Here is a 24,049-nt window from a genome sequence, read left to right as displayed (position 1 = left end):
AAAATGTGGGAGCGGGCTTGCCCGCGAATGCAGTGGATCAGCCAGTAAATCTGTGACTGACACACCGTGTTCGCGAGCAAGCCCGCTCCCACACTTAGATTTCCATACACATCAAAATAGATTCAGGCCCGGCCAATCGGTGCAAATTTGGCTTGGGTATATTCCGCCAGCACCGCTGCCGGCAGCTCCACTTCCAATCCCCGTCTCCCCGCGCTCACAAAAATCGTCGCGAACGGCTGCGCCGTCTCGTCGATAAATGTACGCAAACGCTTTTTCTGCCCCAACGGGCTGATGCCCCCTAGCAAATAGCCAGTGGAGCGTTGCGCCGCCGCCGGGTCAGCCATTTCGACTTTTTTCACTCCTGCGGCGTGCGCCAGGGCCTTGAGGTCCAGACTTCCGACGACCGGCACCACCGCCACCAGCAGCTCACCTTTTTCACTGCTTGCCAGCAAGGTCTTGAACACCTGCGCCGGGTCCAGCGCCAACTTCTCCGCGGCCTCCAGGCCATAGGATGCGGCCTTGGGATCATGTTCATAACTGTGGATGCGATGTTCGGCGCGAACTTTTTTCAACAGGTCCAATGCAGGGGTCATGCTGGCTCCAGGCGTGGCAAACAGATGGCCAATTCTAGGCCAACCCCGCATAAAACGCTCTACCGCGCGCACCTTGACGCACACACACAATGTTACAAGCGCGGTCATTCACCCAATCAATAGTTTGAAAGTGACCGATGGTTCACTTTCGACCTTTGACAGCCGTCATTCTTGTCTATATTTTTTCGTTTCCGAATACTGTAGGAATGCACCTACAGCAATCGAGCAGGAAGCCGCGGCCGGGATGGGGATCCTTGCCACGGTGAAAATCGCGCAACGCTCCGTTGAGGGCGTGCGCCAGACAAGAACAACAACTGAGGTTTTCCATGACTACTGCTCTTCAACAGCCCTCGCTTTCGAGTCAATGCATGGCCGAATTCCTGGGGACTGCGCTTCTGATCTTCTTCGGCACCGGATGTGTCGCTGCGCTCAAGGTGGCGGGTGCCAGCTTTGGTTTATGGGAAATCAGCATTATCTGGGGGGTTGGCGTCAGCATGGCGATCTACCTGAGTGCCGGCATTTCCGGAGCTCACCTCAACCCAGCGGTGAGTATCGCCCTGTGTATTTTCGCCGACTTCGAAAAACGCAAACTGCCCTTCTATATCCTTGCCCAAGTTGCCGGCGCCTTCTGCTCGGCAGCGCTGGTGTACACCCTCTACAGCAACCTGTTTTTCGATTACGAACAAACCCACCATATGGTTCGCGGCTCCCAAGCCAGCCTGGAATTGGCGTCGGTGTTCTCCACCTACCCCCATGCGCTGCTGAGCACCGCCCAGGCGTTCCTGGTAGAAGTGGTCATCACCGCGATCCTGATGGGCGTGATCATGGCCCTCACCGATGACAACAACGGCCTGCCACGTGGCCCGCTGGCGCCCCTGCTGATCGGCTTGCTGATCGCGGTAATCGGCAGCGCCATGGGCCCATTGACCGGTTTTGCGATGAACCCGGCGCGGGATTTCGGCCCCAAGCTGATGACGTTTTTCGCTGGCTGGGGTGAAATGGCTTTCACTGGCGGCCGCGATATTCCCTACTTCCTTGTACCGATTTTCGCGCCGATTGTCGGTGCATGCCTCGGTGCTGCGGCCTATCGCGGGCTGATTGCCCGTCACTTGCCGAGCGCCGCACCTGCTATAGCTGAAACAACTGACACGGCTGTCAACGGCAAGACCCGTATTTCCTGATAGCGCCAGCCTGGACGCACCTGCCCTCTTCGCGGCCCAGGCTGATTACCGATTTTCTTATTTTCCAAGGCATTCGACATGACCGATATTCAGAATAAGAACTACATCATCGCCCTCGACCAAGGCACCACCAGTTCCCGGGCGATCATCTTTGATCGTGACGCCAACGTGGTCTGCACCGCCCAGCGTGAATTCGCCCAGCATTACCCGCAAGCCGGTTGGGTAGAACATGACCCAATGGAAATCTTCGCCACCCAAAGTGCGGTGATGGTTGAAGCCCTGGCACAGGCCGGCCTGCACCATGACCAGGTTGCTGCCATTGGCATCACCAACCAACGTGAAACTACCGTGGTGTGGGACAAGGTCACCGGCCGCCCGATCTACAACGCTATCGTCTGGCAATGCCGCCGCAGCACTGAGATCTGCCAGCAACTCAAGCGCGACGGCCACGAGCAATACATCAGCGACACCACGGGCCTGGTCACCGACCCGTACTTCTCCGGCACCAAGCTCAAATGGATCCTCGACAACGTCGAAGGCAGCCGCGAACGTGCGCGCAATGGCGAACTGCTGTTCGGCACCGTCGACAGCTGGCTGATCTGGAAATTTACCGGCGGCAAGACCCACGTCACCGACTACACCAATGCCTCGCGCACCATGCTCTTCAACATCCACACCCTGGAGTGGGATGCGAAGATGCTGGAGACTCTCGACATCCCGCGTGAGATGTTGCCGGAAGTTAAGTCGTCGTCGGAAATCTACGGCCGCACCAAAAGCGGCATCGCCATCGGTGGTATCGCCGGTGACCAGCAGGCCGCACTGTTCGGCCAGATGTGCGTCGAAGCCGGCCAAGCCAAGAATACCTACGGCACTGGCTGCTTCCTGCTGATGAACACCGGTGACAAAGCGGTGAAATCCAAGCACGGCATGCTCACCACCATCGCTTGCGGCCCGCGTGGCGAAGTGGCCTACGCCCTGGAAGGTGCCGTGTTCAACGGTGGCTCCACCGTGCAGTGGCTGCGTGATGAGCTGAAAATCATCAACGATGCCCATGACACCGAATACTTCGCTGGCAAAGTCAAAGACAGCAACGGCGTGTACCTGGTACCCGCGTTTACCGGCCTGGGCGCTCCGTACTGGGACCCGTACGCCCGTGGCGCACTGTTCGGCCTGACCCGTGGCGTACGCGTGGATCACATTATTCGCGCAGCCCTGGAGTCGATTGCCTACCAGACCCGTGACGTACTCGACGCCATGCAGCAGGACTCCGGCGAACGCCTCAAAGCCCTGCGCGTGGACGGCGGCGCGGTGGCCAACAACTTCTTGATGCAATTCCAGGCCGACATCCTCGGCACCCAGGTCGAGCGCCCGCAAATGCGCGAGACCACCGCATTGGGCGCCGCCTACTTGGCGGGCCTGGCGTGCGGCTTCTGGGGCAGCCTGGACGAGTTGCGTGGCAAGGCCGTGATCGAGCGCGAATTCGAACCGCAACTCGAAGAGAGCGAAAAAGAGAAGCTCTACGCCGGCTGGCAAAAAGCGGTCAGCCGCACCCGAGACTGGGAGCCGCACGAAGGCGCTGAATAAGCCAACCTCGGGTTGTAACTGGTAGGGAGCAGATTCCTGCGTCATCATGGGCCACTTTTGTATGGCAGCCCAAAGGACGCCTCATGAATCTGCCTCCCCGCCAACAACAAATCCTCGAACTGGTTCGCGAACGCGGCTACGTCAGTATCGAGGAAATGGCGCAGCTCTTCGTCGTCACCCCGCAAACCATCCGCCGCGATATCAACCAGCTGGCGGACGCCAACCTGCTGCGCCGCTACCACGGCGGCGCGGCCTATGACTCCAGTGTCGAAAACACCGCGTACGCCATGCGTGCCGACCAGATGCGTGACGAGAAACAGCGCATCGGAGAAGCCATTGCCGCGCAAATCCCCGACCATGCCTCGCTGTTCATCAATATCGGTACCACCACCGAGTCCATCGCCCGTGCGCTGCTCAACCATAGCCACCTGAAAATCATCACCAACAACCTCAACGTCGCCACCATGCTCAGCGCCAAGGACGACTTCGACGTGCTGTTGACCGGCGGTAACGTGCGGCGTGACGGCGGTGTCGTGGGCCAGGCGAGTGTCGACTTCATCAACCAGTTCAAAGTGGACTTTGCCTTGGTGGGCATCAGCGGGATTGATGAAGATGGCAGCCTCTTGGACTTTGATTACCAGGAAGTACGCGTCTCCCAGGCGATCATTGCCAATGCGCGCCAGGTCATCCTGGCGGCGGACTCCAGCAAATTCGGACGCAACGCCATGATTCGCCTGGGGCCAATCAGCCTGGTGGATTGCCTGGTAACGGATCAGCAGCCGGTGCCGGCGCTGGTGCAGCTTTTGAATCAGCACAAGGTCCGACTGGAAGTCGTTTGAACGCTCGTTCCCACGCTCCGCGTGGGAACTATCAAATTGTTCACAAATTTTCCTTTCCCCGCCCTTCGATGAGTTTTTTCAATCGAAGTCGGGTAGCTGTGCCCGCATTTATCAGCTACCATTTTCGCAAATGAACATTAATGTTCGAATTCCAAGACGAAAAACAGTCGCGAGGCCAGCCGATGAACCCTTCCACCTTGCCTGCCCCACCGCTTGCCGAAGTCTATGACGTAGCCGTAATCGGCGGCGGGATCAATGGCGTCGGCATTGCAGCAGACGCAGCCGGGCGCGGTTTGTCGGTATTCCTTTGCGAAAAGGACGACCTGGCCAGCCACACCTCATCTGCCAGCAGCAAGCTGATCCACGGCGGCCTGCGCTATCTCGAACATTACGAATTTCGCCTGGTGCGCGAAGCCCTGGCCGAACGTGAGGTGTTGCTGGCCAAGGCGCCGCACATCGTCAAGCAGATGCGCTTCGTACTCCCGCACCGCCCACACCTGCGTCCGGCCTGGATGATTCGCGCAGGCTTGTTCTTGTACGACCACCTGGGCAAGCGCGAAAAGCTCGCCGGTTCGAAAAGCCTCAAGTTCGGCGCCGACAGCCCGCTGAAAAGCGAAATCACCAAAGGCTTCGAATACTCCGATTGCTGGGTCGATGACGCCCGCCTCGTGGTGCTGAACGCCATGGCCGCCCGCGAAAAAGGCGCACACATCCACACCCAGACTCGCTGCATCAGCGCCCATCGCAGCAAGGGCCTGTGGGAAATGAACATGGAACGTGCCGACGGCAGCCTGTTCTCGATCCGTGCCCGCGCACTGGTGAACGCCGCCGGCCCGTGGGTCGCCAAGTTCATCAAGGACGACCTCAAGCTCGATTCGCCCTACGGCATCCGTCTGATCCAGGGCAGCCACCTGATCGTGCCAAAACTGTACGAAGGCGCCCACGCGCACATCCTGCAGAACGAAGATCAGCGCATCGTCTTCACCATTCCGTACCTGAACCACCTGACCATCATCGGCACCACCGACCGCGAATACACCGGCGACCCGGCTGCAGTTGCGATCACCGAAGGTGAGACCGACTACATGCTCAAGGTGGTCAACGCACACTTCAAGAAACAGCTGAGCCGCGACGACATCGTGCACACCTATTCCGGCGTGCGCCCGCTCTGCAACGACGAGTCGGACAACCCGTCGGCCATCACCCGCGACTACACCCTGGCACTGTCCGGCGGCACGGGCGAAGCGCCGATCCTGTCGGTGTTCGGCGGCAAGCTGACCACCTATCGCAAGCTCGCCGAGTCGGCGATGGCGCAATTGGCCCCGTACTTCACTCAGATGCGCCCAAGCTGGACCGCCACGGCCAGCCTGCCTGGCGGCGAAAACATGACCACGCCAGAAGCCCTGGCCGACGCCATTCGCAACAAATTTGACTGGGTGCCGAGTGAAATCGCGCGCCGTTGGTCTACCACCTACGGCAGCCGCACCTGGCGCTTGCTGGAAGGCGTGCAGTCGTTGACCGACCTCGGCGACCACTTGGGTGGCGGGTTGTACACCCGTGAGGTCGATTATCTGTGCACTGAAGAATGGGCAACCCAGCCCCAAGATGTGCTGTGGCGTCGTACCAAGTTGGGCCTGTTCACCACCCCGGAAGAACAGGACAACGTGCAGCGCTACCTGGCCAAGGTCGAGCACAACCGCGGCAAGATCGAAGCCGCCTGATACAACGCCCCATCAAAGCCCCTGCACCGAAAGGTCCAGGGGCTTTTTCATGGGTTGAGCGCCTGCTGCTGATAGCGCAAACCCATGTCTCGAATGCCCGTGAAGGCCGACCCCAGCAACACCGGATAAGCCGCCTGCAGAAAGCCCGGTGTCGCCGTCAGCAGTGCCCGCTCCAGCCACAGGCACGCCTGGGCTTCATCGCCCTGTTGTGCCAGCTCCGCAGCGTGGTTGTATTGCCCACGAAAATCCCCAGCCTCAGCCGCGCGCTGATACCACTGTCGAGCCAGCGACACGTCCTTGGGCACCACCACGCCCTCGTGATGAAAACGCCCGAGCAGGTTCATCGACTTGGCGTGGCCCTTGGCTGCGGCCTGACCGAACAGCGTGAAGGCGGCTGAGAGGTTTTTCTCGACACCACGACCACGGGTCAGCAATTGACCGTAGTTATACAAACCCCAATCCAGGCCCAGCCCGGCCGCCTGCCGATAATGCAGGGCCGCTTGAGGCAAGTCGATGTCACTGCCCCAGCCATTTTCCAGGCAACGGCCGATCATGTTGATCGCCATCGGATGGCGATGCTGTGCAGCGATGCGGAACCAGCTCAACGCCAACGCCTGGTCTTTCTGGATGCCATGCCCGTCCAGCAACAACTGCCCGAGGGTCGCTTGGGCGTCCACGTCGCCCAATTGCGCGGCGTGCATCACCCACCGCGTATAGGCACGCGGGTTCTCGCCGATGTCCGACGGTTCACTGTGCATTTTCGTGTGTGCCTCGATGACCAAACCTGACGAAAGTTTCATGAAACATTTGATTACAAACTATTACATTTGAGATCGGTTATCAATTACGACCGTATATCAATTCTATTAACAAGAGATCACTCAATGGCTACCGGGATCAGTTCTGCCCCCCTCTCAACGCGGCATTTGCTCGCATCGGCGGTGGGTTTGGCAGTGGCTGCGCAAGGAGGATTCAGTTATGCAGCGGAGACTGCGGCAGATGACGGCACAGGGGTAATCCAGCTAGGCGCGACCAGCATCGAAGGTCAGGCCCAAAGCACCTACAACCCTGTGGCTCCTTCTTCCCCCAAGTACACCGAAGCCCTGCGCGACACGCCGCAGACGATCACGGTGGTGCCCAAGGAAGTCATTCATGATCAAAACCTGCTGACCCTGCGCGATGTGCTCAGCACCGTGCCGGGCATCACCTTCGGTGCCGGCGAGGGCGGCAGTGGCTACGGTGACAGCATCAACCTGCGCGGGTTTTCCGCCAGCGGCGACATCTACGTCGACGGCGTTCGCGACAGCGCGCAATACAGCCGCACCGACCCGTTCAACCTGGAGCAGGTCGAGGTCGTCAGCGGAGCAAGCTCCGTGTATTCAGGTTCGGGCGCAGTCGGCGGCACCATCAACCTGGTGAGCAAAACCCCCGAACTGCGTGACAAAACCACACTCAGCGCCGGTATCGGTACCGACAGCTACAAGCGCATCACCCTGGACTCCAACCAGCAACTCAACGACACCACGGCGTTCCGCCTGAACCTCATGGCCCATGGTAATGATGTGCCGGGGCGCGATTATGAAGATTACTCGCGCTGGGGCATTGCACCCTCCATCGCGTTTGGCCTGGGCACGCCGACACGGGTCACCGTCAGTTATGAACATCAGAAAGATGACAACACACCGCAGTACGGCATCCCGATCTACAACGGCAAACCCATGCCGGGTGTGGGTTGGAGCGACTACTACGGCTACCACAACATCAATGACCAGCAAATCACCTCGGACGCGTTCAGCCTGAAGCTTGAGCACGACTTCAACGACGCCGTGTCCGTGCGCAACTTCACCCGCGTTGAACGCGTGCGCCAAGACTTGCGCGCCTCCGGCCCCGAAGGCGCGCAAGCCGGCTGCCTGGCCAGCGGCACCCAGATCACCGGTGCGCCTTGCGCCGCAGGCCTGAAGCCAGGCTTCTTCCAGCCGAGCGGCGGCTCGCTGGGCAACGAGCGCAACACCCAGAACAAGATGTTCACCAACCAGACGGACGTGACCAGCCACTTCAGCACGGGCTTTATCGACCATACGCTGGTGACCGGCATCGCCATCAGCCGCGAGGAATACGAAGCGGATACCGGAAAATGGCTGACCAACAGCAATGGCAGCACGATAGTGCCGCCGCCGGTCAGTTTCAGTGACCCAAATTCCTATTGGTCAGGCCCCGTCAACTTCACCCGTGCAGCCCACGTCGATGGTGCGTTGAACAACCGGGCCGCCTACGCCTTCGACACGCTCAAGCTGAACCCGCAATGGGAAATCAACGGTGGCTTGCGCTACGAGCACAACGCGGGCAGCTCAGTCAGCAATGCCTACTCCGCCACCGGCGTGGAAACACCGGGTACCCGCTATGGCCAAGCGGATGACCTGACGTCCTATCGCCTGGCACTGGTTTACAAACCTGCGGAGAACGGCAGCTTCTATGTCGCCTACGGCAACAGCAAGACCCCGTCCCAAGCGAGCGTCAACGGCGGTTGCTACACCCCGGCCAAAACCTCCAGTGTGGCCACCAACAACTGCAACGTCGCTCCGGAAACCGCCGTCAGCTATGAAATCGGCACCAAGTGGGACTTCCTCGACAACGCCCTGTCAGTCACCGGCGCGATCTTCCGCAATGACCGCACCAACTACAAGGTTGCCGATAACGACCCAACCAACCTGAGCGGCACGCAAACCCTGGACGGTAAAGCGCGGGCCGATGGCGTGGCATTGGGCCTGAGCGGTGCATTGACCGATCGCTGGAAGGTCTTCGCCAACTACACCTACCTCGACACCCGCGTACTGCGCAGTGCCAGCGACTACACCCTGGCGACGACCGGTATCGATACGCAGAAAGGTGAACCGCTGCCGTTCACGCCAAAACACGCGGCCAGCCTCTGGACGGTGTACGACCTGCCATACGACTTCCAGGTGGGCTACGGCATCACCGCGCAGTCCAAGCAGTATCTGGTCAGCGCCGCCGGAGCACCGACTGCGCCCGGCTACGCGGTGCAGCGCGCGATGCTGGGTTACAAGGTGAACAAACAGTTGAACCTGCAGTTGAACGTCAACAACCTGTTCGACAAGGAATACCTGACGCGCATCCGCAACAACGGTTGGGCCGTTCCGGGTGATGGTCGTGCGGCGGTGGTGTCGGCCGACTATACGTTCTGATCACTTCGTTGGAAAAAGCCCCGCAGCTAACCCTCGCGGGGCTTTTTCACGTTCCATGATCGCGCCGACGGCCATTCGGTTTTCCGAACACTATCCCCCACCCTATTCGGTTTGCCGTACTCCTCGGTTACAAATTCCTCGTCACACAAAGTTAATCTCGATATAAATCAAGTAGTTAATCTTTTATTCCTGGTCTGGCACGACTCATGCTCTACACTCCCTGACGATTGCCTGAGACGCCTCAGGAGCCGTCACGGGCATTCGCTGTACAAGAGAGCCGTTTAGCCGGCTTCATAAAAAAAACAAATGTCGAGGAAGTATTGATGCGCATCGTTCCCCATATCCTGGGCGCAGCTATCGCTGCTGCTCTGATCAGCACTCCAGTTTTCGCCGCCGAACTCACCGGCACACTGAAGAAAATCAACGACTCCGGCACCATCACCCTCGCGCACCGCGACAGCTCCATTCCGTTTTCCTACATCGCGGATGGTTCGGGCAAACCTGTGGGCTACTCCCACGACGTTCAGCTGGCTGTTGTTGAAGCCCTGAAAAAAGACCTGAACAAACCCGATCTCAAGGTCAAGTACAACCTCGTTACCTCGCAAACCCGTATCCCGTTGATCCAGAACGGCACCGCGGACCTCGAGTGCGGCTCCACCACCAACAACGCCGAGCGCGCCCAGCAAGTCGACTTCACCGTCAACATCTTCGAGATCGGCACCCGTCTGCTGGTCAAGAAAGACAAGGATGGCAAGCCGTCCTACGCTGACTTTGCCGACCTCAAAGGCAAGAACGTCGTGACCACCGCTGGCACCACGTCCGAGCGCATCATCAAAGCGATGAACGCCGACAAGCAAATGGGCATGAACGTCATCTCCGCCAAAGACCACGGCGAATCCTTCCAGATGCTGGAAAGCGGCCGTGCCGTTGCCTTCATGATGGACGACGCCCTGCTGGCCGGTGAAGAAGCCAAGGCCAAGAAGCCCGATGACTGGGTTATCACCGGTACTCCGCAGTCCTTCGAAGCCTACGCATGCATGGTTCGTAAAGACGACCCTGCGTTCAAGAAAGCTGTCGATGACGCCATCGTTGGCCTGTACAAATCCGGCGAGATCAACAAGATCTACAGCAAGTGGTTTGAGAGCCCGATTCCACCAAAAGGCCTGAACCTGAACTTCCCGATGAGCGAGAAGGTGAAGGAGCTGATCGCCAACCCAAGCGACAAGCCAGCGCCTGACGTAAAAATCTGATACCTGACTAAGCTTATCTCCTGAGGGAGCCAACCCTCCCTCAGGCGTCTGTTACTACCTGCTGGTTTTATTTTGGAACACTCGACCTGGCGGTTTTCGAGCCGATCTTGTGTGCCTGGCGTTCGCCGCCGGGCGGGAATGGACTTTCCCCAAGCGGGTGCTTGTACATTGATCGATCTCGAGGGGAGACCCTAATGAATTACAACTGGGACTGGGGCGTGTTCTTCAAGTCCACCGGCGTTGGCAGCGAGACTTATCTCGACTGGTACATCGCTGGCTTGGGCTGGACCATCGCCATCGCTGTTGTGGCATGGATTATCGCCTTGCTGCTGGGCTCCATTCTGGGGGTCATGCGCACCGTGCCAAACCGCATCGTATCGGGCATCGCGACCTGCTACGTGGAACTGTTTCGTAACGTGCCGCTGCTGGTGCAGCTGTTCATCTGGTACTTCCTGATACCCGACCTGCTGCCGCAAAACCTGCAGGACTGGTACAAGCAAGACCTCAACCCGACCACGTCGGCCTACCTGAGCGTCGTGGTGTGCCTCGGCCTGTTCACCGCCGCTCGTGTGTGTGAGCAAGTGCGTACGGGTATCCAGGCGCTGCCACGCGGTCAGGAATCTGCCGCGCGCGCCATGGGCTTCAAGCTGCCGCAGATCTACTGGAACGTGCTGCTGCCCCAGGCCTACCGGATCATCATTCCGCCGCTTACCTCGGAATTCCTCAACGTCTTCAAGAACTCCTCCGTGGCGTCCTTGATCGGCCTGATGGAGTTGCTGGCGCAAACCAAGCAGACCGCCGAGTTCTCGGCCAACCTGTTTGAAGCCTTCACCCTGGCCACGCTGATCTACTTCACCCTGAACATGAGCCTGATGCTGCTCATGCGCCTGGTCGAGAAGAAAGTCGCGGTGCCCGGCCTGATCTCCGTGGGGGGTAAATAATGGACTTCGATTTCAGCGGCATCATCCCCGCAATCCCAGGCCTGTGGAACGGCATGGTCATGACCTTGCAGTTGATGGTCATGGGCGTGGTCGGCGGCATCGCACTGGGCACCGTGCTTGCGCTGATGCGCCTGTCGTCCAGCAAACTGCTGTCACGCCTGGCCGGCGCCTACGTGAACTACTTCCGCTCGATCCCGCTGCTGCTGGTGATCACCTGGTTCTACCTGGCGGTGCCATTCGTGCTGCGCTGGATCACTGGCGAAGACACCCCGATCGGTGCGTTCACCTCCTGCGTCGTGGCCTTCATGATGTTCGAAGCCGCGTACTTCTGTGAAATCGTGCGGGCCGGCGTGCAGTCGATCCCCAAGGGCCAGATGGGCGCAGCGCAAGCGATGGGCATGACCTATGGCCAGACCATGCGCCTGATCATCCTGCCCCAGGCGTTCCGCAAGATGACCCCGTTGCTGCTGCAACAGTCGATCATCCTGTTCCAGGACACCTCGCTGGTCTACACCGTGGGCCTGGTGGACTTCCTCAACTCCGCCCGCTCCAACGGCGACATCATCGGCCGCTCCAATGAGTTCCTGATCTTTGCCGGTGTCGTCTACTTCATCATCAGCTTTTCCGCCTCGCTGCTGGTCAAGCGTCTGCAAAAAAGGTTTGCCGTATGATCTCTATCAAGAACATCAACAAGTGGTATGGCGACTTCCAGGTGCTGACCGATTGCAGCACTGATGTCAAAAAAGGCGAAGTGATCGTGGTGTGCGGGCCCTCGGGCTCGGGCAAATCCACCCTGATCAAGTGCGTCAACGCGCTGGAACCGTTCCAGAAGGGCGACATCGTGGTCGACGGCACCTCCATCGCCGACCCAAAGACCAACCTGCCGAAACTGCGCTCGCGCGTGGGCATGGTGTTCCAGCACTTTGAACTGTTCCCACACCTGACCATCACCGAAAACCTGACCATCGCGCAGATCAAGGTACTCGGCCGCAGCAAGGAAGAGGCCACCAAGAAAGGCCTGCAACTGCTCGACCGCGTTGGCCTGTCGGCGCATGCCCACAAGCATCCGGGCCAGTTGTCTGGCGGCCAGCAACAACGTGTGGCTATCGCCCGCGCGCTGGCCATGGACCCAATCGTCATGCTGTTCGACGAACCGACCTCCGCCCTCGACCCGGAAATGGTCAACGAAGTGCTGGACGTGATGGTGCAACTGGCTCACGAAGGCATGACCATGATGTGCGTGACCCACGAAATGGGCTTTGCCCGCAAAGTGGCCGACCGCGTAATCTTCATGGACGCCGGCAAGATCATCGAAGACTGCCCTAAAGAAGAGTTCTTCGGCGACATCAGCGCCCGCTCCGAACGCGCGCAGCACTTCCTTGAGAAAATCCTGCAGCACTAAAGCAACACCACCCATCCTGTGGGGCGGGCTTGTGTAGTGAGCGGGCTTGCCCCGCGCTGGGTGGCAAAGCCGCCCTAACCCAGTCACCGTATTTCTCCAGACAGAACTAGGGTGCCTGGTTTTGGGGCGGCTTCGCCCCCCAGCGCGGGGCAAGCCCGCTCACTACACAAGCCTGCTCGCACTGCTGGTTGACCCAAGGCATCTGTGATGAAATGCGACCCCAATCAATATCGCGCCGCGCCGCCATCACTTGCCGTGAAGCCTCGTCTGATTCGCCAGCTGTTCCTGCCGCCGTTGATCGTCGCCCTGATGATCGGCTTGGGTTTTATCGGCTTCTGGGTCAGTGAGTACTATGGCATCCGCACCCTCAGCGACACCGGCGAACGCCAGTTGGAGCTGCACGCCCGCACCGTCGAGAGCGAACTGAGCAAATACACCTACCTGCCCAGCCTTCTCGAGCTGGAGTCCAGCGTTTCCAAGCTGCTGGCCGACCCGAGCCAGGAAACCCGCAAGACCGTCAACGATTACCTCGAAGGCCTGAACCGACGCAGTCGCAGCCGCGCCATCTACGTGATGGACACCACCGGCCGTGTGCTGGCCACCAGTAACTGGCGCGATGCCGACAGTTACCAGGGTGAAGACCTGTCCTTCCGTGCCTATTTCCAGAATGCTGTACGTGGCCAACCCGGGCGCTTCTACGGTATCGGCAGCACCAACGGTGAACCCGGTTATTACCTGGCCCATGGCCTGGAAGAACACGGCAAAATCATCGGCGTGGCCGTGGTCAAGGTGCGCCTCGAAGCGCTGGAAGAACGCTGGCAGCGCGCTCGCCTTGAAGCCTTTGTGAGCGACGAGAACGGCATCATCATCCTGTCCAGCGATCCGGCCCGCCGCCTCAAGGCCGTGCGGCCGCTGAGCGATGACACTAAAGAGCGCCTGGCCCACAGCCTGCAATATTACTGGGCCACGCTCAACGAACTGGAACCCCTGGCCCGCGAACGCCTCAACGAAGGCACCGAAAAACTCACCTTCCCGGCCAACAGCGAAGTGGTCAACGACGAGCACGAAGTCAGCTACCTGGCGCAGACGCGTCCGCTCAACGACACGCCGTGGAACTTCACCCTGCTCACGCCCCTGAATGACCTGCGCCGCGCCGCGATCAACCAAGGCATCCTGGTGGCCGTCGCCTTTGGTTTGGTGGCGTTCTTGTTGATCGCCTGGAACGAGCGGCGCAAGGTCATCGCCACCCGCCTCGCCGCGCGAGAAGCCTTGCAGGAAGCCAACAGCCAGCTGGAGCGTCGGATTGCCGAACGCACCGCCGACTTGCGCGCCAGCAACGAACGGCTCAAGGGCCAGATCCGCGAACGACGCCAGGCCGAAGAAACCCTGCGCCGCGCCCAGGACGAACTGGTGCAGGCCGGCAAACTGGCGGCCATCGGCCAGATGTCCACCAGCATCGCCCATGAACTCAACCAGCCCTTGGCCGCGCTGCGCACCTTGTCCGGCAACACCGTGCGTTTCCTCGAACGCGGCGCCTTGGACACCGCCAGCGCCAACCTCAAGACCATCAACGAACTGATCGACCGCATGGGCCGCATCACCGCCAGCCTGCGTTCCTTTGCCCGGCGCGGTGACGATCAAGGCGAGGCCAGCCTGACAAAAGCGGTGGATGCCGCGTTCCAGGTGCTCGGCGCACGCCTGGACAGCCTGCCGCTAACCCTGCACAGCGACTTTTCCCCCGCGCAATTGCAGATCGACCAGACGCGCCTGGAACAGATTCTTGTCAACCTGATCGGCAATGCCCTCGACGCCATGCAAGCCCAGCCGGCCCCGCAACTGTGGCTGGAAGGCGGCACCAGCGAAGGTAAATACCGCCTGCTGGTGCGCGACAACGGCCACGGCATCGACCCCGAGGCGCGCAAGCATTTGTTCGAACCGTTCTTTACCACCAAACCCGGCGAGCAAGGCCTGGGCCTGGGCCTGACCCTGTCCGCCAGCCTCGCGGCGGCCACCGGCGGCAACCTCGCCGTGGAGCACCCGGCCGGTGGTGGTACTGCCTTTGTCTTGTGCCTGCCGTTGGTGGGTACTCAAAAAGCTGAGTCCACATGAATACTGACCCTAAAGACCTCACCGTCCTGATTGTCGAAGACGATCCCCATGTGCTGCTCGGCTGCCAGCAGGCCCTGACCCTGGAGGACATTCCCAGCGTCGGCGTGGGCAGTGCCGAAGAGGCGCTGAAACGTATCGGCGAGAACTTCGCGGGCATTGTGATCAGCGATATCCGCCTGCCGGGCATCGACGGCCTGGAGTTGCTCACCCGCCTCAAGGCCCTGGATAAAAGCCTGCCGGTGGTGTTGATCACCGGCCATGGTGATATTTCCATGGCGGTCGGCGCGATGCGCAACGGCGCCTACGATTTCATGGAGAAACCCTTCTCCCCCGAACGCCTGGTGGACGTGGCTCGCCGCGCCCTGGAACAACGCGGGCTGGCACGAGAAGTCTGGTCGCTGCGTCGCCAGTTGGCCGAGCGCGACTCCCTGGAAGGCCGCATCATCGGCCGCTCGCCGGCCATGCAGAACCTGCGCGAATTGATCGCCAACGTCGCCGACACCTCGGCCAACGTCTTGATCGAAGGCGAGACCGGCACCGGCAAGGAACTGGTCGCCCGTTGCCTGCATGATTTCAGCCGCCGCCACGATCACCAGTTCGTTGCCCTGAACTGCGGCGGCCTGCCGGAGAACCTGTTCGAAAGCGAGATATTCGGCCACGAAGCCAACGCCTTCACCGGCGCCGGCAAACGCCGCATCGGCAAGATCGAGCACGCTCACGAAGGCACGCTGTTCCTCGATGAAGTGGAAAGCATGCCGATCAACCTGCAGATAAAACTGCTGCGCGTGTTGCAGGAACGCACCCTGGAACGTCTGGGTTCCAACCAGAGCGTAGCGGTGGATTGCCGGGTGATCGCGGCCACCAAGTCCGACCTCGACGAACTGAGCCGCGCCAGCCAATTTCGCAGCGACCTGTATTACCGCCTCAACGTGGTCACCCTGGAACTGCCTCCGCTGCGCGAGCGCCGTGAAGACATCCTGCAATTGTTCGAACACTTCCTGCAGCAGTCGTCGCTACGTTTTGACCGCAGTGTGCCGGAGCTGGACAACCAGACCCTGTCGACCCTGATGAGCCACGACTGGCCGGGCAACGTACGCGAACTGCGCAACGTCGCCGAACGTTTTGCCCTCGGCCTGCCCGCCTTCAAGAAAAGCGGCGCCGGCAGCGGCAGCGGTGGCTTGGCCTTTACCGAAGCGGTGGAAGCCTTCGAACGTAACCTGCTCAGCGATGCCTTGCAACGCAGCGGCGGCAACTTGACCCAGGCGAGCCAGGAACTGGGGCTGGCCAAGACCACGCTGTTCGACAAGGTCAAGAAATACGGGTTGAGCCACTGATGGATCTGCTATTAAAGGCCGCCCTTGGCGCAGCAATGGTGCTGGTTCTAGCGGCGCTGGCCAAGACCAAGAACTATTACATCGCAGGTCTGGTGCCGCTGTTTCCGACTTTTGCGCTGATCGCCCATTACATCGTCGGCAAGGGCCGCTCGGTGGAGGATTTAAAGACCACTATCCTGTTCGGGATGTGGTCGATCATTCCGTACTTTGTGTACCTGGCGACGCTGTACGTGATGGTGGACCGGATGCGGTTGGAGGCGTCGCTGGCCGTTGCGGCGGTGGCGTGGTTGATCGCGGCGACGATATTGGTCAACGTGTGGGTTCGCGTACATTACTGACCCAACGCTATCAAAATTGTGGGAGCGGGCTTGCTCGCGAAAGCGGTGGTTCAGTTGGAACATCTTTGACTGACACACCGCTTTCGCGAGCAAGCCCGCTCCCACATTTGAACCCCTGGGTGTCAGCGGACAATCTTGTCGACTTGGATGCCCAGCTTTTTCAGGCGATACCAAAAGCTTCTTTCTGATATCCCGATCTTCTGCGCCGCCGCAGCCTGCACGCCGTTGCTCTCCTGCAAGGCGGCCAGGATATAAGCCTTCTCAACCTCCGCCAACGCCGCATCCAGATCCTGGGGAATGCCGGGGCCGTCGCTGAGGATCGCTGTCACACCACCTTCGCTCGGTTTGGAGGCAAACAGATACCCCGGCAGGTCGATGTCCTCGATCACCGGCGTGGCCGCGACGATCGTCGCCCGCTCCACGCAGTTTTGCAGTTCACGAATGTTGCCCGGCCAGTGATACGCCGCCATGGCCTGCAACGCTTCGGGGCTGAAGCCGGTGATGCGTTTGCCAGCGGTAGCGCTCAAGGTCTGGGCAAAGTGCCGGGCCAACGGCGCGATGTCTTCCACACGCTCACGCAAAGCCGGCAGCGGGATTGGGAACACGTTGAGGCGGTAATACAGGTCTTCGCGAAACTCCTTGTTGGCCACCGCATCCAGCAGGTTCTTGTTGGTGGCGGCGATCACTCGCACATCCACCTTGCGCTCACGCGGATCGCCCACCGGCTCGATCACCCGTTCCTGCAAGGCGCGCAAGATCTTGGCCTGCAACGCCAGCGGCATATCGCCCACTTCATCGAGAAACAGCGTGCCCTTGTCAGCCTGCTGGAAGCGCCCTACCCGGTCCGACACAGCTCCGGTAAACGCGCCTTTGCGATGGCCGAACATTTCGCTTTCCAGCAAGCCTTCGGGGATGGCCGCGCAGTTGACCGCCACAAAGGGCTTGTCGGCACGGCTGCCGTGCTTGTGGATAGCCCGCGCGACCATTTCCTTGCCGGTGCCGCTTTCGCCGGTGAGCAGGATGGTGGCGCTGCTGTCGCGCACCGAATCCACTGCTTGCAGCACTTTGCGAAACGCCGGGCTGTCACCCACCAGGCTGTCGAATTGCGCATGTTCGTCCAGTTCGGCGCGCAGGCGGGCGTTGTCGCGCATGATGTCGCGAAACTGCAGGGCCTTGGCCACGGTGATGTCCAACTCGTCGATATCGAACGGTTTGGCGATGTAGTCGTAAGCGCCGTTGCGCATCGACTGCACCGCATTTTTCACCGTGCTGTACGCCGTCATCACGATCACTGGCAAGTGCGGGTAGCGCACCTTGATCTCGGCCAACAACGCCGGCCCGTCCATGCCCGGCATGCGCCAGTCACTGATGACCAAGTCGATGTCTTCCTGTTCCAGTACCTTGAGCGCATGCAGGCCGTTGCCGGCGGTGAACACCTGGATACCGCTCTGGCTCAGGGCTGACGACAGCAAGTCACAGAGTTTGGGCTCGTCATCGACTACCAATACGTTATGCGTCATGACCTTCCTCGTCGTCTCCGTCTTCGTCACCCTGAGCCGGAATGTACAGGCTGAAGGTGGCGCCGGCATCTTTCTCACTGGCGCATTCAATGCTGCCGTCGTGACTTTCCATGATCGAATAGACTTTGGCCAGGCCCAAACCGGTGCCGGACGCCTTGGTGGTGACGAATGGCGTGAAGATGCGCTCGATCATATCCGCCGGGATGCCCTGGCCGGTGTCGGCGATGCTGATCAAGGTGTTGTCGCCCACGCTGCGAATGCCCAGGGTCAATCGCCCGCCTTCGGGCATTGCGTCGATGGCGTTGAGAATCAGGTTGAGACAGGCCTGCTTGAGTTGCTTGGCGTCCGCGTAGATCTTCGCATCCGGCGCCTGGTCATCGACTTGTGCATCAATGTTGTGGCTGGCGAGTTCCGGCGCACAGAAGCCAAGGATTTCATCCACCAGCGGACGCGCCGCTTGCAACACCCGGATGGGCGGGTTGGGCTTGGCGAAGTCGAGGAATTCGGTAATCAGGTCGTTGATTCGGCTGACCTCGCTGATCACGTACTCCAGATGGCGCTTGTCGGTTTCCGCCAGGTCGGCACGCCGATGCAGCAGCTGCGTGGCGGTCTTGATGATGCCCAGCGGGTTGCGGATCTCGTGGGCCAGGCCCATGGCGACTTCACCCAGGGCATGCAAGCGGTCACGCCGGCGCAACTGGGCTTCAAGGTGATGCAGTTCGCCCAGGCGTTCGGTCATGTGGTTGAAGGTGCTGCTCAATTGCGCCAGCTCGTCACCGCCGCTGACCAGCACACGGTGCTCATAATTGCCGGAAATCACCGCGTCCACGCCTTGTGACAAGTCCCGCAGCGGCTTGGTCAGCCGCCGCGATACCAACACCCCGGCTGCCAGCGACAGCGCTGAGCTGAGCAAGAAAATCAACACGAACAGATTGCTCTGGTTCACCAGCCCCACCAGGCTGGTATGGCGCAGCAGCCCGCTGAAAATCACGCCTTGCAGCTCGCCGGCATCATTGAAAATCGGCCAGTACAGGCCACTGTACTTGCTGGTGAACTGCTCGCTCGGTTGCTTGGTGCTGCGCATCGCGGCTTCAACACTTTTGGGGATGCGCGAGGGGTGGTCGACGAAGCGCTGGGTCGAAAAAATCTCCGAGAACCCATCAGGGTTGGCCAGGTACAGGCGCAGGTCGAGGGAGTGCACATCGGCCACGCTGGTGAGGAAGCTGCTGTCCAGGTAGGTCGCCACCAGCAACAGGTAGTCCTCGCCGTCACGGTTGGTCTCGAAGGTCGAGACCACCAGCCCCGTGCTCACGCCCGCTACTTGTACGGTCTGCAACACGGCGTTGCTGGTCAGGTTGATCTGCTTGACGATGTCATCGGCAGCCGTGCTGAACACCACCTTGTGGTCGCTGACGCGAATCAGCGCCACCACGTCGATGTCCGTGGCGTCGGCAATGTCGGCGGTCAGTCGATCATGCTTGGCGGCCTGCCTGGACGATGGCGGGCTGGTGTAGCGCAGGAACAATTTGGCCATGCGCGCGTTGTCGTGAAGGATGTCGCCAATCTCGTCCTTGACGATCTTGGTCGACTCCTGCAGCCAGATGCGCACGTTGCTGTCGAAAATCTGCGACAGCGTGGTCGCCGCCAACTCCGCCGCAATCATCGTGGGAATTACGCTGACCAACCAGAACGCCAGCACCAGCTTACGCTGGACGCTCCAGCGCGAAATGGCAAAGGGGCGGGCTTTCTGGCGGGTCTTGGTGATCATCAGGTTTCGCTTATCGCAGCAGCCATGGCAGGGTCGGAACGGTCCGGTCGAATAAACATTTTCACTACTTTGAGCAGGCCGTTCACCAGCCGGTTACGGTGCCGGAAAAACAGGCTGTTGCCCTGGAACTCGCAGCCCAGGCGCAGCTTACTGGCATACCCGGCCTGCCCGCACTCGTACAACGCAATATTGTGTTGAATACAGTAGTCGACATTGGTCAGCCAACTGCGGAAGTACAGGTTGTATTCACGGGTGAACTCGACGTCATGCCCGAAAAACTTGTCCACCAGCCGGTGCTCGTCCACCAGGATCAGGTTGAACGCCACCAGATGCTCGTCGACCCAGTAAAGAACACACACCGCACGTTCTTCAAGGCGTTCAAGCACCCCGGTGAAGTAACCGGCAGGCAGGCGTTCGAATTGCAGGTCGGCACGGGTCAGCGTGGCTTCGTACAGGCGCATGATCTCGGGCAACACATCGTCGATGTTGCGCCGCCACTCTACCCGCGGCCCCGGCGCTCGCAGTTTGCGGCGCAGGTCTTTGCGGGTGGATTTACCCAACGAACCGAGGTAGGCGTCCACCGAGCCATAAGGCAGCGGCAACAGCCCAGTAGGCAGGCTTGGCATGCTTTGGAAACCCGCGGCACGGCAGCTTTCTGCCCAGTGCGGGTCGTTGGTCGGCGCGTCCTTGACCGCCACCAGGCCGATACCGAACTCGTCGGCATCCTGGCGTGCAGCCGCGAGCACATGCTTGAGCAGCAGCGGGCGATGCGCCTCGGGCACGCTGCTGGCAAAACCTGCGTCGCAGCGCTCGGCCACCGGCGAGCCGATGGCATACAGGCCCAACTGCAAAACACCCGGCCACAGTCGCTCCAGGCGTTCGGTCAAACGCTTGCCCGCGCCCGACACCGTGGTGTCGAGGCGATAATGCGTGATGAACGCGGCAGCCACCGCCACCAGCGTTCCATCTTCGTAAACAGCCAGGTAACGCCACCGGAAGTCATCGATAGCGGCGTTTTCCACGGCAACGTAATAGTCCCAGTCCTCCAGGGCACCGGGGAAACAGTCGTTCCAGGCACTGCGCTGGATGGCCCGGATAGTCGAGAAGGCTTGGGCGGTTATCACGTCAGGTCCTTAAGGCTTACGCCCGCTGTCGATAGTCTTCGGGTGCCTCGATGGCGTGGGCATGTTGTTCGATGAACTCGGCACTCAACTCGATCACGCGGCGGTATTGCAGGTCGACGGTGATCATGTGATAGCAGTTGTCCAACAGGATCTTGGTCACCGGACCACCGAGGTGGCGCTCCACATAATCGGCGTTCCAACGGCTGGTAATGTCATCCTCGATGGAATGCAGCACCAACGCTGGCACCTTGACCTGGGGCATGCGCTTCTTGACTACTGCGTTCATCCGGTGCAACTCGCGCACCGTGATGCCCTCCATCGTCAGCAAGCCCGCCTCGCTGCTGTGCCCTTCCTTCATCTGCCGTTCGACGATCGCCCGCAGGCGCTCGTTCTTGATGCCATACGGCGGCTTCTCTTCGAAGCGACAGATATGCACGCCGAACGGAATCTTCATCAGCAACGGCGTCAGGAACGCCAGCTTGTGAATGCTCCAGCCGTCGTACTTCAAAGTGGTGGAATACATCAGCAACCCGGCCACTTGGCCAGGATGCTCGGACGCCACGTACATCGACATCACCGCGCCCATGGACAAGCCACCGACAAACACCTGCTCATGCCGCTGCTTGACCTGGACGAAGGTCTTGCGCACCCCTTCGTACCAGTCCAGCCAGCCGGTAGCCTGCAGGTCGCTGTTGCCACCGCAATGCCCGGCCAGGGTCGGCACGTACACCGTGCAGTTGCCCGCCTTGGCCAGGCCTTTGGCGACCTGGCGCAATTCCGTCGGGGTGCCGGTCAGGCCGTGGATCAGCAGGATCCCGACCGGACCTTCACCGAGAACGAAGCCGGCATCACCTTCACCGAGGTCGATCTCAGTTGTGTTCACCGTTTGGTCGCCCGCACCAGCAGTTGCTCAAGCAGCTTCAAGCCCAGGTCGATTTCCGGGTAGCTGATTTCCAGGGACGGTGCCAGGGTGATCACGTTTTTGTAGTAGCCGCCCACGTCGAGGATCAAGCCCAGTTTCTGGCCATCCACGATCATGTCGCCTTTCATGCCTTCTTCGACCATGTAGTCCAGGGTCGCCTTGTCTGGGGTGAAGCCGTCCGGGCCGCAGATTTCGCAGCGCAGGGCCAGGCCCAGGCCGTCGACGTCGCCGATGATCGGGAAGCGTTTTTGCAGGTCTTGCAGGCCTTCCAGGAAGTATTTGCCCTTGGCCATGACCATCGCGCCGTAGTCGACTTCGCTGGTCATCTTGAACATTTCCAGGCCTACCGCCGTCCCCAGTGGGTTGGAGGCGAAGGTGGAGTGGGTCGAACCTGGTGGGAAGATCTTCGGGTTGATCAACTCTTCACGGGCCCAGATGCCGCCCAGTGGGTTGAGGCCGTTGGTCAGCGCCTTGCCGAAGACGATCACGTCCGGTTGCACGTCGAAGTGCTCGATCGACCACAGTTTGCCGGTACGGTAGAAGCCCATCTGGATTTCGTCGGACACCATCAGGATGCCGTGTTGATCCAGCACTTGCTTCAATTCGCGGTAGAAGTTCATCGGCGGGATCACGTAGCCGCCAGTGCCCTGGATCGGCTCGACGTAAAACGCGGCGTATTCGCTGGAACCGACTTTCGGATCCCACACACCGTTGTATTCGGTCTCGAACAGACGCGCGAATTGCTGCACGCAGTGGCTGCCGTACTCTTCCTTGGTCATGCCTTTAGGGCCGCGGAAGTGGTACGGGAACGGGATGAACTGCGCGCGCTCGCCGAAGTGGCCGTAGCGACGACGGTAGCGGTAGCTGGAGGTGATCGACGATGCGCCGAGGGTACGGCCGTGGTAGCCGCCTTCGAAGGCGAACATCAGGCTCTTGCCGTTGGTGGCGTTACGCACGACTTTCAGGGAGTCTTCGATGGACTGCGAACCGCCGACGTTGAAGTGCACGCGACCGTCGAGGCCGAACTTTTTCTTGGCGTCGACTGCGATCATTTCCGACAGCTCGATCTTGCCTTTGTGCAGGTACTGGCTGGCAATTTGCGGCAGGGTGTCGATCTGTTGTTTCAGTGCATTGTTCAGGCGCGGGTTGGCGTAACCGAAGTTGACCGCCGAGTACCACATTTGCAGGTCGAGGTAGGCCTGGTCTTCGGTGTCCCACACGTAGGAGCCTTCGCAACGGCTGAAAATACGCGGTGGCTCGATGTAGTGAACGGTGTCGCCGTAGGAGCAATACTTGGCTTCTTTATCCAGAAGAATCTGGTCTTCGGCGGTAGCGATACGGATATCAGACATGGTGGAAGAGTTCCTGATTGTCAGCAGCAGTAAAGGTGGTGGCGTTGGCAGCAATGCCTTGAGGCAGTTGGGCCAGCAATGCAGGCACTTCGGCGAACGTGTCGAAGCGTGCATGGGGAATGTTGTGGGTCACGCAGTAGTCGGCGAGACTGCCTTTGGCGAAGACGAAGTCGGCGGTCGAGGCCACGCACATGTCGGACTTGCCGTCGCCGATCACCAGCACGCGCTTGTTGCGCGGCGTGGATTTGCACTTGCAGTTGCCGGAGGCGGCACGGCAGGCATCGCTGGAGTACGGGAAGTCGATGCGCCAGCTGTTCTGGTCGACTTGGCGCAGGCGGTTGGCGAGGATCGGCAGCAAGGTCACGTAGTTGCGCGACAGGATCCGCGCGATGCCTTGCTCGATGCCGTCGCTGACCACTTCGATGGTCGCGCCCAAGCCCATGACGTGGTCGACGAAGTCCGGGAAGTCCGGGTCGATTTCGACGCTGTCGAAATACGTCAGCAGTTCGGTTGGGGTGGCTTTGATCAGCGCCAATTGGCGGCTCAGGCATTCGCGTGAACCGATATGCCCATCCAGCCATTCCTGTTCGATGGTTTCCCACTCGGGGCCGGCGAAGCGTTGGAGGACGTTGTCGATGACATCGGTGGGGGTAATGGTCCCGTCGAAGTCACACACGATATGCCAGTGGATCATCTGCGATTACCTTGGAAGAGGAGCGCGCTCTGTGCGCTTGCAAAGGGTGTACAGCAGGGAGTGTGCCAACTGGCTATCGCCCAGCGGGGCTGGGGGTTTGGCAGATATCGATGATGATATGTGTCGCGCCAGCTACAATTTTTGTAGCTTGCTACAAACAAGATGAGTGCTTGC

General features: G+C 60.2%; 20 protein-coding genes. 12 read left to right on the top strand and 8 right to left on the bottom strand.

Going from position 1 to position 24,049, the window contains the following annotated elements:
- Nucleotides 1-122: 122 nt before the first annotated feature.
- Nucleotides 123-593 carry a Cys-tRNA(Pro) deacylase gene (gene ybaK / locus HF257_RS07365; protein WP_185707598.1) on the bottom strand — a complete coding sequence of 157 codons (471 nt, stop codon included), beginning with the start codon at nucleotides 591-593 and terminating at the stop codon, nucleotides 123-125.
- Between the two features lie 326 nt (nucleotides 594-919).
- Between ybaK and HF257_RS07360 the strand changes: the two genes are divergently transcribed.
- From HF257_RS07360 to glpD, 4 genes are all read left to right on the top strand, one after another.
- Nucleotides 920-1,774 carry an MIP/aquaporin family protein gene (locus tag HF257_RS07360; RefSeq protein ID WP_185707600.1) on the top strand — a complete coding sequence of 285 codons (855 nt, stop codon included), beginning with the start codon at nucleotides 920-922 and terminating at the stop codon, nucleotides 1,772-1,774.
- Between the two features lie 78 nt (nucleotides 1,775-1,852).
- On the top strand, nucleotides 1,853-3,358 hold the full coding sequence (gene glpK, locus HF257_RS07355; protein WP_185707602.1) for a glycerol kinase GlpK: 1,506 nt from the start codon (nucleotides 1,853-1,855) through the stop codon (nucleotides 3,356-3,358).
- Between the two features lie 83 nt (nucleotides 3,359-3,441).
- Complete coding sequence (locus HF257_RS07350) at nucleotides 3,442-4,197, top strand: DeoR/GlpR family transcriptional regulator (protein ID WP_176994865.1); 756 nt, start codon at nucleotides 3,442-3,444, stop codon at nucleotides 4,195-4,197.
- A 182-nt stretch (nucleotides 4,198-4,379) separates the two neighbouring features.
- Entirely contained in the window at nucleotides 4,380-5,918 is a 1,539-nt protein-coding gene (gene glpD / locus HF257_RS07345) for a glycerol-3-phosphate dehydrogenase (protein ID WP_185707838.1), read from the top strand.
- Nucleotides 5,919-5,965: 47 nt separating this feature from the next.
- Here the strand turns inward: glpD and HF257_RS07340 are convergent, their stop codons facing one another.
- Nucleotides 5,966-6,676 carry a tetratricopeptide repeat protein gene (locus HF257_RS07340; protein WP_185707605.1) on the bottom strand — a complete coding sequence of 237 codons (711 nt, stop codon included), beginning with the start codon at nucleotides 6,674-6,676 and terminating at the stop codon, nucleotides 5,966-5,968.
- Between the two features lie 126 nt (nucleotides 6,677-6,802).
- Between HF257_RS07340 and HF257_RS07335 the strand changes: the two genes are divergently transcribed.
- The 8 genes from HF257_RS07335 to HF257_RS07300 all read left to right on the top strand — a co-directional run bounded on the left by HF257_RS07335 (nucleotide 6,803) and on the right by HF257_RS07300 (nucleotide 16,495).
- Entirely contained in the window at nucleotides 6,803-9,121 is a 2,319-nt protein-coding gene (locus tag HF257_RS07335) for a TonB-dependent receptor (protein WP_185707607.1), read from the top strand.
- Nucleotides 9,122-9,444: 323 nt separating this feature from the next.
- Complete coding sequence (locus tag HF257_RS07330) at nucleotides 9,445-10,371, top strand: glutamate/aspartate ABC transporter substrate-binding protein (protein ID WP_090366491.1); 927 nt, start codon at nucleotides 9,445-9,447, stop codon at nucleotides 10,369-10,371.
- Between the two features lie 194 nt (nucleotides 10,372-10,565).
- On the top strand, nucleotides 10,566-11,312 hold the full coding sequence (locus HF257_RS07325; protein WP_065906793.1) for an amino acid ABC transporter permease: 747 nt from the start codon (nucleotides 10,566-10,568) through the stop codon (nucleotides 11,310-11,312).
- Entirely contained in the window at nucleotides 11,312-11,983 is a 672-nt protein-coding gene (locus tag HF257_RS07320; RefSeq protein WP_017137030.1) for an amino acid ABC transporter permease, read from the top strand. The genes HF257_RS07325 and HF257_RS07320 overlap by 1 nt, the downstream gene beginning before the upstream one ends.
- Entirely contained in the window at nucleotides 11,980-12,714 is a 735-nt protein-coding gene (locus HF257_RS07315; protein ID WP_017137029.1) for an amino acid ABC transporter ATP-binding protein, read from the top strand. The genes HF257_RS07320 and HF257_RS07315 overlap by 4 nt, the downstream gene beginning before the upstream one ends.
- 207 nt (nucleotides 12,715-12,921) lie before the next feature.
- Nucleotides 12,922-14,823 (top strand): two-component sensor histidine kinase AauS, encoded by a 1,902-nt coding sequence (aauS, locus tag HF257_RS07310; RefSeq protein ID WP_185707609.1) that lies wholly within the window; start codon nucleotides 12,922-12,924, stop codon nucleotides 14,821-14,823.
- Entirely contained in the window at nucleotides 14,820-16,157 is a 1,338-nt protein-coding gene (aauR, locus tag HF257_RS07305) for a two-component response regulator AauR (protein WP_185707611.1), read from the top strand. The genes aauS and aauR overlap by 4 nt, the downstream gene beginning before the upstream one ends.
- On the top strand, nucleotides 16,157-16,495 hold the full coding sequence (locus HF257_RS07300; RefSeq protein ID WP_185707613.1) for a GlpM family protein: 339 nt from the start codon (nucleotides 16,157-16,159) through the stop codon (nucleotides 16,493-16,495). Before aauR ends, HF257_RS07300 begins: the two co-directional genes overlap by 1 nt.
- 122 nt (nucleotides 16,496-16,617) lie before the next feature.
- Here the strand turns inward: HF257_RS07300 and HF257_RS07295 are convergent, their stop codons facing one another.
- Genes HF257_RS07295 through HF257_RS07270 form a run of 6 tightly spaced genes read right to left on the bottom strand, consistent with a single transcriptional unit; the run spans nucleotide 16,618 to nucleotide 23,875 of the window.
- A complete protein-coding gene (locus HF257_RS07295) occupies nucleotides 16,618-18,015 on the bottom strand; it encodes a sigma-54-dependent transcriptional regulator (RefSeq protein WP_185707615.1) in 1,398 nt (465 codons plus the stop codon).
- Nucleotides 18,005-19,783, bottom strand: coding sequence for a sensor histidine kinase (locus HF257_RS07290; protein ID WP_185707617.1), 1,779 nt, complete (start codon nucleotides 19,781-19,783; stop codon nucleotides 18,005-18,007). The genes HF257_RS07295 and HF257_RS07290 overlap by 11 nt, the downstream gene beginning before the upstream one ends.
- A complete protein-coding gene (locus HF257_RS07285; RefSeq protein ID WP_185707619.1) occupies nucleotides 19,783-20,907 on the bottom strand; it encodes a GNAT family N-acetyltransferase in 1,125 nt (374 codons plus the stop codon). Before HF257_RS07285 ends, HF257_RS07290 begins: the two co-directional genes overlap by 1 nt.
- A gap of 16 nt (nucleotides 20,908-20,923) precedes the next feature.
- Nucleotides 20,924-21,790 (bottom strand): alpha/beta hydrolase, encoded by an 867-nt coding sequence (locus HF257_RS07280; RefSeq protein ID WP_185707621.1) that lies wholly within the window; start codon nucleotides 21,788-21,790, stop codon nucleotides 20,924-20,926.
- Nucleotides 21,787-23,181, bottom strand: coding sequence for an aspartate aminotransferase family protein (locus HF257_RS07275; RefSeq protein WP_185707623.1), 1,395 nt, complete (start codon nucleotides 23,179-23,181; stop codon nucleotides 21,787-21,789). Before HF257_RS07275 ends, HF257_RS07280 begins: the two co-directional genes overlap by 4 nt.
- A complete protein-coding gene (locus HF257_RS07270; protein WP_185707625.1) occupies nucleotides 23,174-23,875 on the bottom strand; it encodes an MtnX-like HAD-IB family phosphatase in 702 nt (233 codons plus the stop codon). The genes HF257_RS07275 and HF257_RS07270 overlap by 8 nt, the downstream gene beginning before the upstream one ends.
- Between the last annotated feature and the right edge of the window lie 174 nt (nucleotides 23,876-24,049).

This window comes from Pseudomonas cremoris, from assembly GCF_014230465.1.
The sequence above is the reverse complement of the archived record's forward strand: the minus strand, read 5'-3'. Positions and strand labels throughout refer to the sequence as shown.

Bases quoted from the DNA above. Each gene is read 5' to 3' on its own strand.
- ybaK (WP_185707598.1), bottom strand. From the start codon at position 593: ATGACCCCTGCATTGGACCTGTTGAAAAAAGTTCGCGCCGAACATCGC.
- HF257_RS07360 (WP_185707600.1), top strand. From the start codon at position 920: ATGACTACTGCTCTTCAACAGCCCTCGCTTTCGAGTCAATGCATGGCC.
- glpK (WP_185707602.1), top strand. From the start codon at position 1,853: ATGACCGATATTCAGAATAAGAACTACATCATCGCCCTCGACCAAGGC.
- HF257_RS07350 (WP_176994865.1), top strand. From the start codon at position 3,442: ATGAATCTGCCTCCCCGCCAACAACAAATCCTCGAACTGGTTCGCGAA.
- glpD (WP_185707838.1), top strand. From the start codon at position 4,380: ATGAACCCTTCCACCTTGCCTGCCCCACCGCTTGCCGAAGTCTATGAC.
- HF257_RS07340 (WP_185707605.1), bottom strand. From the start codon at position 6,676: ATGCACAGTGAACCGTCGGACATCGGCGAGAACCCGCGTGCCTATACG.
- HF257_RS07335 (WP_185707607.1), top strand. From the start codon at position 6,803: ATGGCTACCGGGATCAGTTCTGCCCCCCTCTCAACGCGGCATTTGCTC.
- HF257_RS07330 (WP_090366491.1), top strand. From the start codon at position 9,445: ATGCGCATCGTTCCCCATATCCTGGGCGCAGCTATCGCTGCTGCTCTG.
- HF257_RS07325 (WP_065906793.1), top strand. From the start codon at position 10,566: ATGAATTACAACTGGGACTGGGGCGTGTTCTTCAAGTCCACCGGCGTT.
- HF257_RS07320 (WP_017137030.1), top strand. From the start codon at position 11,312: ATGGACTTCGATTTCAGCGGCATCATCCCCGCAATCCCAGGCCTGTGG.
- HF257_RS07315 (WP_017137029.1), top strand. From the start codon at position 11,980: ATGATCTCTATCAAGAACATCAACAAGTGGTATGGCGACTTCCAGGTG.
- aauS (WP_185707609.1), top strand. From the start codon at position 12,922: ATGAAATGCGACCCCAATCAATATCGCGCCGCGCCGCCATCACTTGCC.
- aauR (WP_185707611.1), top strand. From the start codon at position 14,820: ATGAATACTGACCCTAAAGACCTCACCGTCCTGATTGTCGAAGACGAT.
- HF257_RS07300 (WP_185707613.1), top strand. From the start codon at position 16,157: ATGGATCTGCTATTAAAGGCCGCCCTTGGCGCAGCAATGGTGCTGGTT.
- HF257_RS07295 (WP_185707615.1), bottom strand. From the start codon at position 18,015: ATGACGCATAACGTATTGGTAGTCGATGACGAGCCCAAACTCTGTGAC.
- HF257_RS07290 (WP_185707617.1), bottom strand. From the start codon at position 19,783: ATGATCACCAAGACCCGCCAGAAAGCCCGCCCCTTTGCCATTTCGCGC.
- HF257_RS07275 (WP_185707623.1), bottom strand. From the start codon at position 23,181: ATGTCTGATATCCGTATCGCTACCGCCGAAGACCAGATTCTTCTGGAT.
- HF257_RS07270 (WP_185707625.1), bottom strand. From the start codon at position 23,875: ATGATCCACTGGCATATCGTGTGTGACTTCGACGGGACCATTACCCCC.